Genomic DNA, 18,478 nt, shown 5'->3' with positions numbered 1-18,478 from the left:
TGCAGTTTTTAGTTCGCAGTTCTCACTATGCGGTTTTCAATTTGCGGTTACAAAGCTTTCAGTTGGCAGTTTATTTTGAAACATTAGGGTTTGGTGGTTCGGCATTTAATAAATGTTTCACAAAGAAATCGCGTTTTCGCCTACGCCCGTATACTCCGCCATCGCTATGGCCCATGCCAGGAATACTCAAGATATCGAAATCCTTATTGGCTTTAATCAATGCATCTGCCAGGCGGTAGGTAGATTCTGGCGGTACGTTTTCATCAGCTTCGCCAACAATCAGGAATAGATCACCCTGCAATTTCGCTGCATTGGTTATGTTTGATTGTTCTCCATAGTGCGGCCCCACGGGGTAACCCATCCATTGTTCGTTCCACCATTGTTTATCTATGCGGTTATCGTGACAACCACAGGCAGAAACGGCGGCTTTATAAAACTCAGGGTGAAACAACAAGGCTCCGGTAGAGTTTTGTCCGCCTGCAGATGTACCATAAACTCCAACACGGGTAATATCTGCATTTGGATATTTTTTTGCCATCGCTTTCATCCATAGTATCCGATCGGGCAATCCGGCATCGGCTAAATTTTTCCAACATACATCATGAAAAGCTTTTGATCGGTTGGCCGTACCCATTCCATCTATTTGCACCACGATAAAGCCGAGTTCGGCCATGCTTTGCATTTCGCTTGCCGGCAAAAAGTTTTTAGGTACAAAGCTATCTTGTGGTCCGGCATAAATATTTTCGATAACGGGATAAGTTTTGTTCATATCCATTTTTGAAGGGAAACACACAACGCCCCAGATATCAGTTACGCCATCCCTTGCTTTGGCTACAAAAACTTCGGGCAGTTTAACCCCTGTTGCCAGGTAAATATCCTTTTGCCCATGTTCTATTTCAATTACTTTTTTGGTAGTGGCAGTTAACCTTAATTCGGTAACCGGAGGCACATTAACCTGCGAATAGGTATCTAAATAATATTTACGGTCAGGAGAAAAACTCAGGCTATGGTTTCCTTTTTCTGGTGTAAGATTTACCAAACCCTTCCCATCAAAACCAATACGGTAATAATGGATAAAATAAGGATCTTCACCTGTGTTGACACCACTTGCTTTAAACCAAACCTGGCGTTTTGCCACATCTATACTATCTATATCCCTTACTACATAATTTCCTTTGGTAATTAACGATTGCTTACCACTAAGGGTATTTACCAGGTAAAGGTGTTGCCAGCCATCCTGCTCACTGGTGTATAACATTTCGTTGGTTTTAGGCAGGTAACGGGTATAAATGCGGCTTTCATAAATAAAAGTTTTTGTTTTCTCGTCGATAATATTTTTGGTTTTCCCTGTTAATACATCTACTTCGATAACCCTGAAACGCTGGTGGCCGCGATCTACTTTTTCGTAACTGTAATACCTGCTGTTGCCATTACGCCAGTGCAACTCTGGTGCGCCAAAAAAATCAATCGGATCTGCATCTACCTTAGTTGATTTTTTGCTTGCTACATTAAATACATAGGGTTGATAAGCCGTAAAGTCATCACCCGGTTGTGCATATTCTCTCGATTTTAATTCGCCACGGGTGGTACCCGGAACAGAACTTAAGATGTAATGTACTTTTTTGATTTCTTTAGGATCGATTTTATAAGCTACAATATTTTTACCATCAGGTGCCCATGCATATTCGCCATAAGGTTTATCGGCATTGCCATCAGTGCTGAGTTGCGTTTCGACTTTTGTAGCCAGATCAACCACAAATAGATTGCCACCACGGATCATTATCTCACTTTTACCATCTGGCGATTTCCTTGCTTCGCGGTTTCTTTGCCAACGCGAGCGCCTTTGCTGTAAAGGTCTTTTCGCATTGTAACGGTAAATACTGGTATCTTTTGTATCGGTTAAGGTGTAATTATTTAAATTCAGCTGATACCATTTATCCTGCATTTTAATCGTGGCCTTGTTAACATCATCGCCAAAATAGAGCTCAGTGAACTGAAGTTTTAATGGATTTTGTTTTTTACCGGTTGTTTTTTCGATGCTTTGCGCCAGTTTATCGTGATCGAATGCCATTTTCCTTTTTCCTGTTGCTGCATCTACATAATTGTACTCCCAGGTGCGGTTTGGCAGGTTCTTTTTATACCAGAAGGCTGTTCCATCTTTTTTCCAAAATGGGATAATATCGTTATTGGTTGGAATGTTGCGCAGTGCCGTATCTAATTTATTTGATTGCTGATAAGCATTGACTACTTCGGCTGCACCCGGTGCATAGGGGCGTAATGTTTGCTGCTGTGCTTTGGCCTGAAGAAAGGCTAAGCTCGAGAGTAAGAAAACAAACGATTTTCTAACGATGGGATGAATCATTATGATGGATTTTTACAGTAAATATAGTGCTACGCTTTTGCAGATTCCTTTTAGATATTGATGGATAACATTAATATTTTAACCGCTGATACCGGCTTTAACTTTCGAATCCTGCCGTGCAATGCTTCCTTTTATCAGGTAATAAACAGGAATACCGATTAAGGTAATAATCAGGCCCGGCCAGGTAAACTTAGGTTTAAAAATAATCAGCAGGGTACAAAAGGCTAAACCCATAACAATATAGATTATTGGCAGCACAGGGTATCCGAATGCTTTGTAGGGCCTTTCGGCATCTGGCCGTTTTTTACGGAGGATAAAAATTCCAAATATGGTAAGCATATAAAACATCACAACCACAAAAGAAATCATATCCAGCAGATCGCCGTATTTACCGCTAATGCACCACAAAGAGGCGAAAACACACTGAATCCACAGGCCAAAACCCGGAACAGCGTTTTTATTTAATGTGCCTACTTTTTTAAAGAACAGGCCATCCTTAGCCATGGAATAATACACCCTTGCACCGGCCATAATTAAGCCATTGTTACAGCCGAAGGTAGAAACCATAATCATCAGCGCAATGATAATGGTGCCTGCTGTGCCAAAAATATGGTTGGCTGCAGAAACCGCAACACGATCTTTATCGGCGTAAGCTATATCGTGCAGCGAAAGTACGCCGGTATACATTACATTGGTTAGGATGTAAAGTAAAGTTACTATAATTGTTCCCAATGCTAAACTTAACCCGATGTTGCGTGCCGGATTTTTAATTTCCCCGGCGATAAAGGTTACATTGTGCCATGAATCGCTACTGAAAATAGAACCTACCATTGCCGCAGCAATGGCTCCGAAAGCTGCCAACGTGGTATAAGAACCAATACTGCCATTAACTGATAAGGGACCTAAAGACCACATGTTTTCCCAGTTGCTTTTCCAGATTCCTTTATCAAGAAAGAAAAGCCCGAACATAATTAAACCGAATAAACTCAGCAATTTGGCAACTGTAAAGGTGGTTTGAATTAATTTACCTCCATTTACCCCCCTGTTGTTGATGTAGGTAAGCAATATAATTACTGCTATTGCTAATAATTGTGCCGGAGAAACGGTAAAAAAACCTAAATCAATTGCAACAAGATCTTCATTTAATGCCGGCACCAGGTAGGCTGTAAATTTGGCAAAAGCTACGCCTACAGCTGCTATTGTTGCTGTTTGAATCACTGTAAAAAAACTCCATCCGTATAAAAAGCTAATGAGCGGATTGTATGCTTCTTTTAAATAAATGTATTGCCCGCCTGCTTTAGGGAACATGGCACTTAATTCGCCATAACTTAGCGCGGCGGTAAGCGTCATAAAACCTGTTATAAGCCAAACTACCAGAAGCCAGCCTGAGCTACCAACGTTACGGGTAATATCTGCACTTACTATAAAAATACCCGATCCGATCATACTGCCGGCTACAAGCATGGTTGCATCCATCAATTTAAGTGAGGGTTTAAACTGGGTGGTTTCCTGGTTTTTCATCTGGTTGGTTTGTTGTTGGTTTGTTTGTATCTGGGTTGGTTTATTTAAGTTGATCGTAAAAATGCCAGGTGGTGGTAAAGTCGCGGGTTAAAGGCTGGTTGGTTAATGTTCGCTCTGATCATTTCTACAGGGATTAAATTTTCTTTGATCACGGCATCATGAAAGGCTTTAAAGCTCATTTTACCACTATCAACCATTTCTTTTTTGAGTGCAAAAAGCTGCAAACCACCTGTAAGGTAGGCTACCTGGTATAAGGGGCTATAATCGCCTTTAAAAGATCTTCGTACCTCTCCTTCGGCATTGGCACGTTCGTGTCCGACACGGTTTACCAAGAAATCTACACATTCTTGCGGGGTCCATTTGCCAAGGTGAAAGTTTAACGAAAACAGAATCCTGGCGCAGCGGTGCATCCTCCAGAACAGCATTCCCATTTTTTCTTCGGGTGTTTTGGCAAAACCTTTATCGTAAAGCAAAAGCTCCCAATATAAAGGCCATCCCTCTACACTAAATGGAGTTTTAAACGATTCACGGTAGCTTTTATAGCGGTTATTGATAAAATATTGATAATGGTGCCCTGGCAATAACTCGTGCTGTACGGTTCCTCTCGAAAAATAAGGATTGTTTCCCCGCATACTCATCAGTTTATCATCTTCTCCCATACCGTTGGTGGGGTAAGAAATACTGATTTCGCGACCTCCGGTAAAAAATGGATTCACCAGCTGGCGTTCGGCCGACATCATTACCATACCCCAGGTTTCTTCTGCCAAAGCAGGAATACTTATGAGGTCGTTGGCTTTTATAAAGGTTAAAGCATCATCCTGCAGTTTCACAATCAGCTCAGCTTGTTTACCTAGCGGAACATAACTGTTTTTGATTTTTTCCTGCGCTTTTTTCCAGTCTTTCCCATAGCCCATTGCGGTTGATGCCTTTAAGAGTTCTTCATCACAATACTTAAACTCCTTTTCGGCAAGCTGAATCAGTTGTTCAGGGGTATAAGGAATCAGTTCGGCATTTAACTGACGCATCAGTTCTTGGCGGCCTATCGGTGTGCCTTTTATTTCAGGTTTATCTGTTTTTACAGCCGGAATGGAATCACGCCCATCAGCAAATAACCTGGCGTAGTTGTTTAAGGCAAGGTCGAGCTTTTCGTATGGTTTGGGTGCCCACCAGGTAAAACCAGGTTCGTAATCCATATAAAACTGATAAAACCCTTTTAAGCGTTGTTTTAAACTGAATGTTACTGCCGCAGCCATTTTAAGTTGATCTGGCTTAAGCTTGCTCACTTTTTTAAAACTTAAACTCAGCGTATCAATTTGCTTTGCTGTTTCACTCATCTGTGCAGCCAGTAATGATCCTTCTTTATAGGTTCCTCTGCGCCTTAGTTTTTCGAGGGCATAAATGGAATCGGCAAAGGTAAAATACTTAGCCAGTGCATTATAATCTGTTTCTTCTTTATTGAGTAACCAAACTGATGATTCGATCTCCTTTTTAAGCAAAATGTAATCTACCTTGCCATAAATACTAAATGTATCAAACTGGGCTGCCTTTAACTTTTGTAAATAGTCGTTATTAATATCCTGGAGTCTTTTCCGTTGTTCCGGGCTTTTAAAGGTTGTCATTGGATAGGCATAAAAGCCACCCGTAGCGTATGGATAATAAAAATCGTTAATGGCATCTACGTCCTTCTGGTAACCCAAAATGAGCGTACCCATTTCGCTGGTTTGTTCGTGAAGGGTTGCATTGGCAGCTGGGCAATTGCAAGGGTGCTTGATAATAGGCTTATGGTTAACAAAAGGGCAAAAAAACGGGACTTGTTTTGCATTTGAGATCGGTTAAATTTTGGCGAATAGTGAGTTGCCTCCATTTGAAAAAACGGCTTGCTATTTTAGTTATAAAATTAAAATTGTGACTTAGGCGCCCACGTAACTTACCCTGCTTACGCTGTTGTAAGTATCGATATATGCCCGTGGTGATTCGCCGATAATGCTTTTAAATACCCGGTTGAAATTGGTGATGCTGTTTGAAAACCTGCTTTGTACGCTACACCAGATATGCAATCGGCTTTTTACTTCCGGAAATCAGACTTTTACAGGCATCGTTAATTCTTACTTCATTTAAAAACGAAACGAAAGTATGCCCAGTATGTTTCTTAAAATATCGGCAAAAGGCTTGTGGAGTCATAAAAGCAGCATTTGCAACATCCTCTAAAGAAATTTGGTTGTTGTAATTTTCGGTAATAAAATTGATGATTTTACTCAAGCGCATCCCTTCATTTTCGGTTACGTTAGATGAGTACATATCTGAGCAAAGCGATTCTACATTCTCGTTTAAATCTTGAAGGCCATTAACCAATTTTAAAAAATTAAACAGTACATCTACACCGGATGCATGGTGCACATTAAAAATTTTAGCGATGATATCTTTGGTAAAACCGTTTGAAATTTTGAAGCCGTGTTTGTTCTTCGCCAAAAAAGCACTGGCCATTTTCATTTCAGGAAGGTTAAAGAGTGCAGCCAGAATACCATTGGGATTGAAGTAAACTGAACAGGCTTTAATGGTTTTGTGGTTATCTGCAGAAAAATACTCGGGGTTACTTTTAAATAAATGAGGAAGCTTTGCACCAATTACGAAAACATCTCCCGATCGGAAGGCGTGCATATCGTTACCGGCGATTAATGTGCCCTCCCCTTTTCTATGTAAGTGATCTGCCATTCATCGTGGCGGTGCAGGTACTGATAAAAATAAGGCAGTTCAATATGTTCCGATATCACACTCTTGTCATCGGGAACAAGCATGGTAAATGGTAATACTTTCATGATTTAGTTTAGTTAGGTTGGTTTGTTGATTACGAATTGAATGTAAGGATATTAACCCTAAAAAACCAATAAAAGAAAGATAAGGTTAAAATCCTGCTACAATTTGATAATATATGACGGATTTTATCCTCAATTTAAAGCAAGAAGGCTACTAAAAACCTAGTTTACAACGTATAGCGATGGTTTCAACACAATTATAACTGATTAAAGGAATGGCAAACACCCAGTTATTCATAAATTGTTTTTTTGGGAATGATACTTTAAGGTAAAAATGTAAGATTTTACTTTGTTTTGCCGCTGCCCACGGCAGGAAGGTTTCAAAGTAACTTTGATTTGCCGCTGCCCACGGCAGGAAGGTTTCAAAGTAACTTTGATTTACCGCTGCCCACGGCAGGGAGGTTTCAAAGTAACTTTGATTAGTCGCTGCCAACAGCAGGAAGGTTTCAAAGTAAATTAACTGATTCTGATAAAAAATCGTCATTGGGCGGCACAGAGGTTACGAAATGAAGAACTGATTGCTGAATATAAAAGATTGCTTCATCCAATGAAAAATTGGCTTCGCAATGACGACCGCCCACAAACCTTAGGAGCATTAAATAAGAGCGATCAGAAGCAATCCTTTTAGCAAGTTTTATAACACTGCCGTCATTCCCGCGCATGCGTGAATCTTAATGCTGATGTAAGGCTTTAAGGCAATTAAACTACATAAGTTTTATTTGTTTACAAAAATAAATCGCAAAAATAGAGAAGTCAAGTTTTAAAAACTTGACTTTTCTGGGGCTGAAAGTATAAAACGCTAAATGTGCTAAATAATATCGGCATTGCTGTAAGAAGTAATTGCTGAATATAAAAGATTGCTTCATCCAATGAAAAATTGGCTTCGCAATGACGACCGCCCTCAAACATTAGGAGCAGTAAAATAGAAGAGCGATCAGAAGCAATCTTTTTAGCAAATCGTTTAACACGGCCGTCATTCCCGCGCATGCGGGAATCTTAATGCGGATGTAAGGCTTTAAGGCAATTGAACTACATAAGTTCTACATGTTTACAAAACTAAATCGCAAAATAGAGAAGTCAAGTTTTTAAAACTTGACTTCTCTGGAACTGAAAGTATAAAACGCTAAGTGTGCTATATAATATCGGCATTGTGAGATAGGAAGTAATTGCCAATTATAAAAGATTGCTTCATCCAATGAAAAATTGGCTTCGCAATGACGGCCGCCCACAAACCATAGGAGCAGTAAAATGGAAGAGCGATCAGAAGCAATCCTTTGAGCAAGTTTTTTAACACGGCCGTCATTCCCGCGCATGCGGGAATCTTAATGCGGATGTAAGGCTTTAAGGCAAATAAACTAGGTAAGTTCTATTTTTTACAAAAATAAATCGCAAAAAAGAGAAGTCAAGTTTTTAAAACTTGACTTCTCTGGAGGCTAAAACTTAAGGTTGCTATCCTTGATAGGACAAAAGATAAGGTAACAAATTTATTTAGGCTGGCTTCAGTAATGGAAACACAATTAAAGAGGTCTTATCAGATCAGTTACCAAACGTATATTAATTTCCAATCAGTAAATTCAATAACCATAATCGAATTATAAATAGCGGTTTAGATGCCTTTGATTACAAAACATTATTTTCACCGATAAAGAAAACAGTGAACGTTTCTTTTTTATGAAGTATAGAATAGTTAGAAATCCTGATCAAAAAATGAACAAAGAGCACCTAATACAAATAATGGATAACATTGGTGAAATGAAAAATTTGTATGGCTTTGCGCATAATATTGGTGGAAGTACAGGAAGTTTGAACGTTTTCTATATAAACAATATCATTCAAGGGTTAGATAACAATACCATTCCACATGAACTTGGACATACATTATCGTTGTTACATGTAGATGATCAAAGTACATTAAGATCTGATTCAAGACAATATTGGACACATGCTAAACAAAATACAAAAGATAGCACAAATATTATGTTTTCTGGTGGAAGCAAGTATAATACGGATTTAACTTCTACTACAGTGGTAGGAGATCAGATTAACCTGCTAATAAATGCATATCGAAATGGAAAGCTAAATTTAAATTAACATGAAGCTAAAACTAATTCCCACAATAATTATGTTGCTGATTTTTGCATTGTTTACTGCTATTTCTTATCAGGACAATGCAGCATCCCGACGGTTTTACTAAAATTGGTTTTCCCTTTAATTTTTATCTCTACTCTGGAGGAAAATTTTCTAACCCTTCTATTAAATCTGATTTTGGTTTTTCAACTAAATATTTCATTGCCGACCTTTTCATTTTAATTCTATTCATCGTTATTGGAAATATAGTCGTTAACAAATGGAGAGAAACAAATAAATCAATAGACATCAATTAGGGTTATTTCTAATTTTTTGGTCTTTGCGTCTCAATATCATTAAGTTAAGCCGATAAAATTTGACTTCTCTGGGGATGAAAGTATAAAACGCTAAGTGTGCTAAATAATATCGGCATTGCGAGATAGGAAGCAATTGCTGAGTATAAAAGATCGCTTCATCCAATGAAAAATTGGCTTCGCAATGACGACTGCGTACAAACCTTAGAAGCAGTAACATAGAAGAGCGATCAGAAGCAATCCTTTTAGCAAGTTTTTTAACACGGCCGTCATTCCCGCGCATGCGGGAATCTTAATGCGGATTTAAGGCAATTAAACTACATAAGTTCTATTTGTTTACAAAACTAAATCGCAAAAAAAAGAGAAGTCAAGTTTTTAAAACTTGACTTCTCTGGGAATGACTACATACAAGCTGAAACAACCAAAGCCCGTTACCGAACTACGGCATATGGCTCCAATTTTAGATCGGTATCCATACCAGCAACAATCTGACTTACCAATAAACCTGTAGCAGGCCCTAAACTCAATCCCATCATACCATGCCCGGTGGCTACAATTAAATTTTCCCGTTTTTCACTTCTGCCAATATAAGGTAATCCATCTGGTGATGACGGACGGAAGCCATACCAGATATCTTTTTCGGCAGGAATTGCAGGTTTTAAGTCAGGGAAATATTTAGGTACAGATTCTACAATACCTTTAACCCTTTGCATATTAATTCTGTTATTAATTTTATCCAATTCCATTGTCCCACCATACCTGATCTGCCCGTTCATTGGCGTAATGGCTACCCTGGCTTCACATAATAATGCAGGGATTGTTAAACGGTTTTGAGGTTCTGCTTCCATAAAGGAATATCCTTTACCTGGCATTAATGAGATATTAAGATCGGCCATTTTAGCTACCGCCGGCGACCACGATCCTGTAGCAATTACATACTGATCGGCCTCCCAGGCCTGGTTACCGGTAAAAACCTTAGTAATGCGGTTGCCCGAAGTTTCAATTTTATCAACCTCTTTTCCACGTTCAATGTTCACACCGTTATCAATTAAATACTTCAACAGGGCATTCATCAACTTGGTGGGGTAAAGGTGTGCATCACAACGGTAATGTACTGCACCCAACACATCTAATTTTAAATCAGGTTGTAAAGCGCTACATTCATCTGCGGTGAGCACAGCCATATCCAAACCGAGTTCAATTGCTTTTTCGGCCAAATGTGCTTCTTCTTCGCCTGCCTTTTCGGTTTTATAAAATGCAAGAATGCCTTTATTGGTGAGTTCGAAGTTAAAATCGGGTTCTTTAGCCAAACCTTCATACAACTTTTTGCTCAACAATGAAAGATCGCGCAAGGGTTCTGCCGATTGACTTACATGCTTTGCCGTGGCGTGTTTCATAAACTTTAATCCCCAGTTAATGAGATTCCCGTTTAACGATGGGCGCACATAAAACGGACTTTTGCTGTTAAACATCCATCTAATACCCTGTTTAATCATACCTGGAGCGGCCAATGGCACAAAATGACTTGGCACAATCATCCCTGCATTACCGAAAGAACAGTTATCGGTAATTTCTCCCTTATCTAAAATGGTTATCTCGTAGCCCTTTTTCTGCAAATAATATGCTGAAGTTAAGCCTACAATTCCGCCGCCTATAATTAATACTTTCGTCATTCTTTTTATTATTACTAAATCACCTGAAATCCATAAGCATAAGGATCATCCTCAGCATCAATTTTAATGGTATTGTATCCATAAATTTTTGCCCAGCCCTCTACACTTGGTATTATTGCTTTTATGCCATTTAAATCTACCACCTCTTCTACCCTGCCTATAAACTTACTACCAATAAAACTTTCGTGGATAAAATCCTCCCCTTGTTTAAGTTTTCCTTTAGCGTACCATTGGGCCAAACGCGCCGAAGTTCCGGTGCCGCATGGCGATCGATCTATGGCTTTATCACCATAAAAAACAGCATTTCTGGCCGTTGATGTAGGATCGATTGTTTTCCCGGTCCACAATACATGGCTACAACCATTTATCGTTGCATCCTGCGGATGTACAAAAGTATATAGTTCGTTAATGAGTTTTCTGATGGTTTGGCTCCAGGTTATAAGTTGTGAAGCGGTATAGTTCTCCAATCCCGGAAAATTCTCCTGAGGATCTACAATGGCGTAAAAGTTACCACCATAGGCCACATCAAAGGTAAGGGTACCCAAATCAGGGCATTCTACCTGAAGGTTTTCTGCGGCGAGGTACGAAGCTACATTTTTGAGTTTAACAGATTTAACTTTTTTTCCTTCCTGTTTGTATTCGATTAACACCAATCCGGCCGGTGCTTCCATTCTTATTACCCCCGGGATTTTAGGTTGGATCAATCCTTCTTCAATGGCAATGGTAATGGTACCGATTGTACCGTGACCGCACATGGGCAGGCAACCACTGGTTTCGATAAACAATACGGCAACATCATTGGCAGGATCATGTGGCGGATAAAGGATACTGCCCGACATCATATCGTGCCCACGTGGTTCGAACATTAAACCTGTTCTGATCCAGTCGAATTCACGTAAAAAGTGCTGGCGTTTTTCGCTCATATTCGCGCCTACAAGCTGAGGACCCCCACCAGCTACCAATCTAACCGGATTTCCACAGGTATGTGCATCTACACAAAAAAAAGTTTTACTCATGAGATTTCGTTAATTTTTGGTTCACCATTCTAAAAATCCCCAAAGGATTTCCATCTTTCAATTCATCAGGCAATAACTCTTGTTCCCAATCCTGGTAAGCCAACGGACGGGCAAAACGGTTTATCGCTGTAGCACCTACCGAAGTAAAACGACTGTCGTTGGTAGCCGGGAATGGTCCGCCATGTTGCATGGCTGCACAAACCTCCACACCTGTAGGTACACCATTTAAAATTATTCTTCCTGTTTTATCGGTGAGTTTATTTACCAAGGTTTGGTATTGCTGAAGCTCTTGCTTATCGGCCATCAGGGTTACGGTAAGCTGTCCTTCCAGTACCTCAATTGCAGCTTCTAATTCTGTAATATCCTGCGCAACTACCAATAATGAATATGGACCGAAAATTTCTTCGCGGAGTTTTGGGTTTTTAATAAAATCGGCTGCACTTACTTGTGCAATTCTGGCTTCCGACTGATTTTTAAGGTCGTTATTTTTAACTGTTGAAGCCGATAAAAGTTCAACCCCACCTTCGCTAACCACCTCGGCAGATAGTTTGCCATAATTTTGTGCAATACCTTCGGTAAGCATTGTAGCAGATGGAACTGTGGAAATACTTTCTTTTAAAACCGTTTTAAAGTTTTCTAAACCCGGCGATTGAACGGCAAGCAATAAACCAGGGTTGGTACAAAACTGGCCTGCGCCTAAGGTAATTGATGCAGCATATTTTTTAGCCAGCTCTGCTGATTGATTTTCGAGGGCCTTTGGAAGAAGAACTACAGGGTTAATACTGCCCATTTCGGCAAAAACCGGGATAGGCTGTTCGCGTTGCTGCGCAAGATTGATCAGTGCCATACCGCCTTTAAACGAACCTGTAAATGTTACGGCTTTGGTTTGCGGATGTTGAACTAAACTTGCTCCGATAGTATAACCATCATCGTACAACATTGAGAAAACGCCTTTTGGCATGCCTGTTTTTTCGGCAGCTTTAATAATGGCACCACCTACCAGCGCACTGGTTCCGTAATGTGCGGGGTGTGCTTTTACCACTACAGAGCAACCAGATGCGAGTGCTGATGCAGTATCGCCACCTGCTACTGAAAAAGCCAATGGGAAATTACTTGCACCGAAAACCACAACAGGCCCGATTGGGATGAGCATGCGCCTGATATCAGGGCGGGGCAAGGGTTGCCTTTCAGGCAATGCGGTATCAATTATGGCATCTACCCACGAACCTTCTGCTACCAGATTGGCGAACAACCTTAACTGACCTGTGGTTCTGCCCAATTCTCCTTGTAAACGCCCTAAAGGTAAACCGCTTTCATCAACTGCACGGTTTACCAGGATATCACCTAAACTGGCAATTTCATCGGCAATGGCATTTAAAAAAGCGGCTTTAAGGTCCTTATTTAAACTTCTATAGCTTTGGAAAGCTGCTGTTGCAGCTGTTAGCGCATCATGAACAAGGCTTTCATTCGCTTTAAAAAATTCACCATTAAGCGTTAACCCCGTTGCGGGATTAACAGCTTTAAGGCTTTTTTCATTAACTTCTACATAAGTACTGGCTACAATATTTTTTCCGTTCATATTTGGTATTTAAACTATTTGCCCCAGCTACCTGCAGGTAATTGTGGACGAACAGCTAATGCATCGTTAATAATTTTCAACACTTTTTCTCTTTCTGCTCCGCTTATTGGTAAACGTGGTGCGCGTACGGCTTCAGTACCTAACCCGGTTGCCACTTCTGCCAGTTTAATGTACTGCACCAGTTTGGCGTGGATATCAAGCTCCAGCACAGGTAAAAACCAACGGTAAATGGTTAAAGCTTCTGCAATGCGGTTTTCTTTAATCAACCTGAAAATGGCTACTGTTTCTCTAGGGAAAGCATCAACCAAACCAGCTACCCAACCATGTGCGCCCATTACAATACTTTCCATTGCCAATGGATCTACCCCGGTAAAGATTTTAAAACGATCACCAAAGCGGTTAATCAATCGGGTTACATTTGAAACGTCACGGGTTGATTCTTTAATGGCCTGGATGTTATCGTATTTGGTTAAAGCCTCAAACATATCCAGCGTTACTTCAATTTTATAATCAACCGGATTGTTGTAAATCATAATCGGCAGGCTGGTACTTTCTGCAATGGCACCAAAAAAGGCCAAAGTTTCATCAGGCGCAGCATTATAACGCATTGGTGGCAATAACATTAAGCCTTGCGCACCAAGCGATTCAGCCTTTTTAGCTACTTCAATTGCTTTTTTGGTGGTAGATTCGGCAATATTCAACAGCACCGGAACCCGGCCGTTTACCACGGTTAAGGTATGCGATAACAAACCAAACTTTTCTTCGTCGGTTAATACACTGGCTTCTCCAAGTGATCCACCTAAAATAATTCCCTCGGCTCCTGCTTCTAATTGTGCTTCGATATTTAAATCAAAAGCCGGAAAATCCAATTCATCGTTTGCCGTAAATTTTGTGGTTACAGCAGGGAAAACCCCAGTCCATTTAATACTCATTCTGATGTTATGTTTTAATATATATGATTTGTAAATTGGAACAAGATGATTTAAACCCAAAGCATTAGTTTTAAATCATAAACTTCACTATATCCAAAGGTACTTGATCGGAGAAAGGTTGTATTGTTGGATTTTAACCGATAATGGTTATAAATATGCCATTTGAATAATACAGAAATGGATGGAAGAAAACCTAATATTTTGTAAAGTAATGAGATACAAAAAAAGGTATCCTATGAGAAAGAAGAGGTTGTATCATTAAAAACAATTCTACATTAGATATGTCATGTTGAGCTTAAATAGTCCTCGTTTGTAACGAGGATTTTTGAGGTACGCATTTGCAATGCGAAAATAATTCCTTCAAGAGCGATAAAATCGCTTCACTCGTACATCCTCGTTACAAACGAGGACGATGTAAATAACACAACTAAGGGATGATCATCTATAAATTCTCCGTGCTTTCTGTCTTTCCGTGGCAAAAACTGATCTCTGTGTAAATCTGTAGTTAAAGCTTAAATAGTCCTCGTTTGTAACGAGGATTTCTGAGGTACGCATTTGCAATGCGAAAATAATTCCTTCAAGAGCGATAAAATCGCTTCACTCGTACATCCTCGTTACAAACGAGGACGATAGAGTTTCTGTGGCAAAAACTGCTCTCTGTGTAAATCTGTGGTTAAAGCTAAAATAGTCCTCGTTTGTAACGAGGATTTCTGAGGTACGCATTTACAATGCGAAAATAATTCCATCAAGAGCGATAAAATCGCTTTACTCGTACATCCTCGTTACAAACGAGGACGATGTAGGCTCGAAATAACGACCCTTAGGGAAATTTTATTTGCCCAACAAACTATTTAAGATAATTATTGGGTATTCTTCACCTGCAAGTAATACATAAATTCTATATCCTGCTTAGTAAACAAAGCAGCCTGCCCTTTGGCCAATGCTACCTGCTGCCAGTTTTGCGAAGGAAAAATTTTAAGTGTTTTAATGCCATCTTTTTTTAAACTTAAAGGCAGGTTGAAACCTTTTACACAATCGCGGTACCGATAAAAAGCTTTACCACCTTTTAAATAATATTCGAATGCAGGCACTTGTACCGTACGAAGGTATTGATCAAAAACTTTCGAAAAATCGAAACCAGCCTTTTTAGAAATGTAATTTTCAATTTGCCTGGTAGTTACGGTTTGATGGTAAAAGGTTTTGTTTAAGCCACGCAATATTGCCCTAAACAGTTCATCGTTGTTTAAACTATGCCTGATGGCGTGTAGCATATTGCCACCTTTTGGGTACATATCGCCACTGCCCTGTGCATTAACCCCATAAGCGGGAATAATGGGTGTATCGTTCCTGATCCCTTTTCTGATGCCAAAATTGTATTCGTTACCAGCTTTATTGCCAAAAATATAATCAACAAATAGGGTTTCGCTGTAATTGGTAAAACCTTCGTGTACCCACATATCGGCCAAATCGTTAGTGGTAATGTTATTGCCAAACCACTCGTGCCCGCTTTCGTGAATGATGATAAAATCCCATTTCAATCCCCATCCATCGCCAGACATGTCTCTGCCCCTATAACCAAACTTGTATCCATTGCCGTAAGAAACTGCCGATTGATGTTCCATTCCGGTATGCGAAGCGTCAATCAGCTGGTAACCATCTTCATAAAATGGATAAGGGCCAAACCAATGTTCCATGCTCTTCATCATCTTATGTACCTGATCGGGCATATAGGTTTTCGCCTTTGCGTAATTGTAATCGAGCACCCAATAATTTACATCCAGTGCACCTTTTTCACCGGCATATTTTTCTTTAAAATTAACGTACTTACCAATGTATGGAATGATGCAATAATTGCTGATCGGGTTTTTAACATTGTATTGATAAGTGGTGGTACCATTACGGTTATCTTTTTTTAAACACCAACCGGCCATTTCCAATAGCAACCAGGCTATCAGGCACCGTCATGGTTAACGAAGCACCCAAATTAGGTTCATCGCTTTGATGATCTTTATTTGGATACCAAACTGAAGCACCTAAACCCTGGCAGGCCACCGTCATCCAAGGGCGCGAAAGTGAATCGGTAGTAAAAATGAAACCACCATCCCAGGGTGCTCTTTTTGCCTGGTGTACCTTGCCATGGTAAAATATGTTGACACTGTTTAAAGCCGATAACTTCTGTGCCGGTACATGTATATACCAAACACTACCAACATGCTCAAACTTTAACTTAGAACCAGCATTATAGCGCACACTATCGATAATCAATGGCTCCTGAAGATCGATTTGCATCCGCGTACGGCCATTGTTATTGCCTACAACTTTGTAAACAATTTTGTTTGAGCCGGTAATGCTTTTATCATTATAATCGGGCTTAACAGCAAGTTCATAACGTTGCACATCCCACCACGTACGCTCGGCGTTTAGGCTTCCCCTTAAGGTATCGGCCAAAGTATAAACCTTTTTAGGAGCCTGTGCGAAAAGCATTGTAGTAAATGCTAAAAAGAGTACGGTTAGGGAGGTTAGTTTTTTCATTTATTTTACTGGTTATAATATTGTTTTATTTCAGGGCCTAATTGTTGGCACAAATAAATTCTGCATAACATTGTGTTCACGTTAAAATGCTTCACCCCTAATCGATTCGATTTCTTCAGTGGTTAACGCCAAATGTTTGCCCAGCATTCTGCTTCCGTTCGCCGTCACCAGGAAGTCGTCTTCAACCCTGATTCCACTAAAATTTCTGAACTGTTCTAATTTATCGTAATTTATAAATTCTGTAAACTGATTGGCGGCTTTCCAACGGTCTATCAACTCTGGAATAATATAAACACCAGGTTCAACTGTTAATACATAACCCGCTTCCAGTGCTTTACCCAACCTTAACGATTTTAATCCAAATTGTGTGGTATTTTTAGTCAGTTCATCCGTATAGCCTACATATTGCTCGCCCAAATCTTCCATATCATGCACGTCCATTCCCATCATGTGGCCAGTTCCACATTGAAAAAACATGGCATGCGCGCCTGCTTGTACAGCATCGTCTACGTTTCCTTTCATTAAACCCACATCCTTTAATCCTTGCGCCAGCATTTTACACGATGCCAAATGCACATCCAAATACCTTACACCGGGTGCCAATAAATTTTTAGCATGGGTATAGGCATTAAGTACAATATCATAAATGTCTTTCTGCTCAGCACTGAATTTTTTCCCTACCGGAAAAGTACGGGTAAGATCGCCGGCATAACCTAAAGCGGTTTCTACGCCAGAATCGTTTAAAACCAACTGCCCTTCCTGCAATTGATTGCCATGATAATGGTTGTGCAGAATTTCGCCACGTACGGTTAAAATAACAGGATAAGCCAGGTTACCTCCAGATGCCAATGCTGCGCCCTGTATTTTTGCGGCAAGTTCGCGCTCGTACATACCGGGTTTTGCCTGTTGCATTACCATTAAATGGATATCGGCAGATATTGCCGCAGCACGATCCAACTCTTCAATTTCTTCTGCTGATTTAACCGACCGCTGCGCTACCACCGCTTTAATAAATTCTGGAGATGCTTTCTCTTTAAGCTGATCAACAGGAATATTAAACCAGTGTGAAAGTTTTATTTTATTCTCTGATCGGTATGGTGGTAAAAACTGAACGGTTCGTTTCTTTTCCTGGTACTGTTTGAGGTAAACATCAAGCTGATTTAACGGAAGTACTTTTGTAAGTCCGGCATCCTGGCTTTTTTCCTCAAGTGTTTTTTGTCGGCCCATCCACACGATATCATCAATACCCATTTCGTTTCCAAACAGGATGGTTTCGTCATTATCCAAATCAATAATAGCCGCCAATAGTGGTTCACTGATTCCGAAATAATATAAAAAGGTACTGTCTTGCCTAAAATGATAAGTATTGTCTTTATAATTCATCGGACTATCTTCATTACCTAAAAACAGTAAAATACCCGATGTTATTGTTGATTTTAGTGCTGCTCTCCTTTGGAGATAAACTTTCTTTTCGAACATATTTTTTATGCGTTAAGCAAATATCCCAAAAGCAATCTTCATTCGATAAAGATCTGGCCAAATGGCTAAAATATGGGTTGTATCTGCGAATTATAAGTTAAATTATGGTACAAAAATCACAATTAATTTTATGTTAGCGAATAATATGGGTAAAATCTGCACAATAGCGGCAAATTATGGCGTTTTTATG

Annotated in this window: 13 protein-coding genes; 1 reads left to right on the top strand and 12 read right to left on the bottom strand. The window is 39.9% G+C overall.

Annotated elements, in window-relative coordinates:
- Window positions 1-70: 70 nt before the first annotated feature.
- The 5 genes from AC0IWE_RS03590 to AC0IWE_RS03570 form a co-directional block, all read right to left on the bottom strand.
- Complete coding sequence (locus AC0IWE_RS03590; protein WP_471791963.1) at window positions 71-2,362, bottom strand: S9 family peptidase; 2,292 nt, start codon at window positions 2,360-2,362, stop codon at window positions 71-73.
- Window positions 2,363-2,440: 78 nt separating this feature from the next.
- A complete protein-coding gene (locus tag AC0IWE_RS03585; RefSeq protein ID WP_471791962.1) occupies window positions 2,441-3,883 on the bottom strand; it encodes an APC family permease in 1,443 nt (480 codons plus the stop codon).
- A 44-nt stretch (window positions 3,884-3,927) separates the two neighbouring features.
- On the bottom strand, window positions 3,928-5,595 hold the full coding sequence (locus AC0IWE_RS03580) for a DUF885 family protein (RefSeq protein ID WP_471791961.1): 1,668 nt from the start codon (window positions 5,593-5,595) through the stop codon (window positions 3,928-3,930).
- Between the two features lie 328 nt (window positions 5,596-5,923).
- Window positions 5,924-6,595: an AraC family transcriptional regulator gene (locus AC0IWE_RS03575; protein WP_471791960.1), complete on the bottom strand. Its 672-nt coding sequence runs from the start codon at window positions 6,593-6,595 to the stop codon at window positions 5,924-5,926.
- Window positions 6,596-6,850: 255 nt separating this feature from the next.
- Entirely contained in the window at window positions 6,851-7,180 is a 330-nt protein-coding gene (locus tag AC0IWE_RS03570) for a hypothetical protein (protein ID WP_471791959.1), read from the bottom strand.
- A 1,187-nt stretch (window positions 7,181-8,367) separates the two neighbouring features.
- Between AC0IWE_RS03570 and AC0IWE_RS03565 the strand changes: the two genes are divergently transcribed.
- A complete protein-coding gene (locus AC0IWE_RS03565) occupies window positions 8,368-8,787 on the top strand; it encodes a hypothetical protein (RefSeq protein ID WP_471791958.1) in 420 nt (139 codons plus the stop codon).
- Window positions 8,788-9,508: 721 nt separating this feature from the next.
- Here AC0IWE_RS03565 and AC0IWE_RS03560 read toward each other — a convergent pair.
- The 7 genes from AC0IWE_RS03560 to AC0IWE_RS03530 form a co-directional block, all read right to left on the bottom strand.
- Window positions 9,509-10,750: an NAD(P)/FAD-dependent oxidoreductase gene (locus AC0IWE_RS03560; RefSeq protein WP_471791957.1), complete on the bottom strand. Its 1,242-nt coding sequence runs from the start codon at window positions 10,748-10,750 to the stop codon at window positions 9,509-9,511.
- A 14-nt stretch (window positions 10,751-10,764) separates the two neighbouring features.
- The gene (locus AC0IWE_RS03555) at window positions 10,765-11,766 is read right to left on the bottom strand and encodes a 4-hydroxyproline epimerase (protein WP_471791956.1); all 1,002 of its coding nucleotides are present in this window, start codon (window positions 11,764-11,766) and stop codon (window positions 10,765-10,767) included.
- Window positions 11,759-13,345 (bottom strand): aldehyde dehydrogenase (NADP(+)), encoded by a 1,587-nt coding sequence (locus tag AC0IWE_RS03550; protein WP_471791955.1) that lies wholly within the window; start codon window positions 13,343-13,345, stop codon window positions 11,759-11,761. The genes AC0IWE_RS03555 and AC0IWE_RS03550 overlap by 8 nt, the downstream gene beginning before the upstream one ends.
- 14 nt (window positions 13,346-13,359) lie before the next feature.
- The gene (locus AC0IWE_RS03545) at window positions 13,360-14,277 is read right to left on the bottom strand and encodes a dihydrodipicolinate synthase family protein (RefSeq protein ID WP_471791954.1); all 918 of its coding nucleotides are present in this window, start codon (window positions 14,275-14,277) and stop codon (window positions 13,360-13,362) included.
- 860 nt (window positions 14,278-15,137) lie between these two features.
- Window positions 15,138-16,208, bottom strand: a complete 1,071-nt coding sequence (locus AC0IWE_RS03540; RefSeq protein WP_471791953.1) for a M1 family aminopeptidase — start codon at window positions 16,206-16,208, stop codon at window positions 15,138-15,140.
- Complete coding sequence (locus tag AC0IWE_RS03535) at window positions 16,180-16,809, bottom strand: gluzincin family metallopeptidase (RefSeq protein ID WP_471791952.1); 630 nt, start codon at window positions 16,807-16,809, stop codon at window positions 16,180-16,182. The genes AC0IWE_RS03540 and AC0IWE_RS03535 overlap by 29 nt, the downstream gene beginning before the upstream one ends.
- A gap of 81 nt (window positions 16,810-16,890) precedes the next feature.
- Window positions 16,891-18,288 carry an aminopeptidase P family protein gene (locus AC0IWE_RS03530; protein ID WP_471791951.1) on the bottom strand — a complete coding sequence of 466 codons (1,398 nt, stop codon included), beginning with the start codon at window positions 18,286-18,288 and terminating at the stop codon, window positions 16,891-16,893.
- Window positions 18,289-18,478 lie beyond the last annotated feature (190 nt).

This window comes from Pedobacter sp. AC402, assembly GCF_979252805.1.
The sequence above is the reverse complement of the archived record's forward strand: the minus strand, read 5'-3'. Positions and strand labels throughout refer to the sequence as shown.

Bases quoted from the DNA above. Each gene is read 5' to 3' on its own strand.
- AC0IWE_RS03590 (WP_471791963.1), bottom strand. From the start codon at position 2,362: ATGATTCATCCCATCGTTAGAAAATCGTTTGTTTTCTTACTCTCGAGC.
- AC0IWE_RS03585 (WP_471791962.1), bottom strand. From the start codon at position 3,883: ATGAAAAACCAGGAAACCACCCAGTTTAAACCCTCACTTAAATTGATG.
- AC0IWE_RS03580 (WP_471791961.1), bottom strand. From the start codon at position 5,595: ATGGGTACGCTCATTTTGGGTTACCAGAAGGACGTAGATGCCATTAAC.
- AC0IWE_RS03575 (WP_471791960.1), bottom strand. From the start codon at position 6,595: ATGGCAGATCACTTACATAGAAAAGGGGAGGGCACATTAATCGCCGGT.
- AC0IWE_RS03570 (WP_471791959.1), bottom strand. From the start codon at position 7,180: ATGACGATTTTTTATCAGAATCAGTTAATTTACTTTGAAACCTTCCTG.
- AC0IWE_RS03565 (WP_471791958.1), top strand. From the start codon at position 8,368: ATGAAGTATAGAATAGTTAGAAATCCTGATCAAAAAATGAACAAAGAG.
- AC0IWE_RS03560 (WP_471791957.1), bottom strand. From the start codon at position 10,750: ATGACGAAAGTATTAATTATAGGCGGCGGAATTGTAGGCTTAACTTCA.
- AC0IWE_RS03555 (WP_471791956.1), bottom strand. From the start codon at position 11,766: ATGAGTAAAACTTTTTTTTGTGTAGATGCACATACCTGTGGAAATCCG.
- AC0IWE_RS03550 (WP_471791955.1), bottom strand. From the start codon at position 13,345: ATGAACGGAAAAAATATTGTAGCCAGTACTTATGTAGAAGTTAATGAA.
- AC0IWE_RS03545 (WP_471791954.1), bottom strand. From the start codon at position 14,277: ATGAGTATTAAATGGACTGGGGTTTTCCCTGCTGTAACCACAAAATTT.
- AC0IWE_RS03540 (WP_471791953.1), bottom strand. From the start codon at position 16,208: ATGGCCGGTTGGTGTTTAAAAAAAGATAACCGTAATGGTACCACCACT.
- AC0IWE_RS03535 (WP_471791952.1), bottom strand. From the start codon at position 16,809: ATGAAAAAACTAACCTCCCTAACCGTACTCTTTTTAGCATTTACTACA.
- AC0IWE_RS03530 (WP_471791951.1), bottom strand. From the start codon at position 18,288: ATGTTCGAAAAGAAAGTTTATCTCCAAAGGAGAGCAGCACTAAAATCA.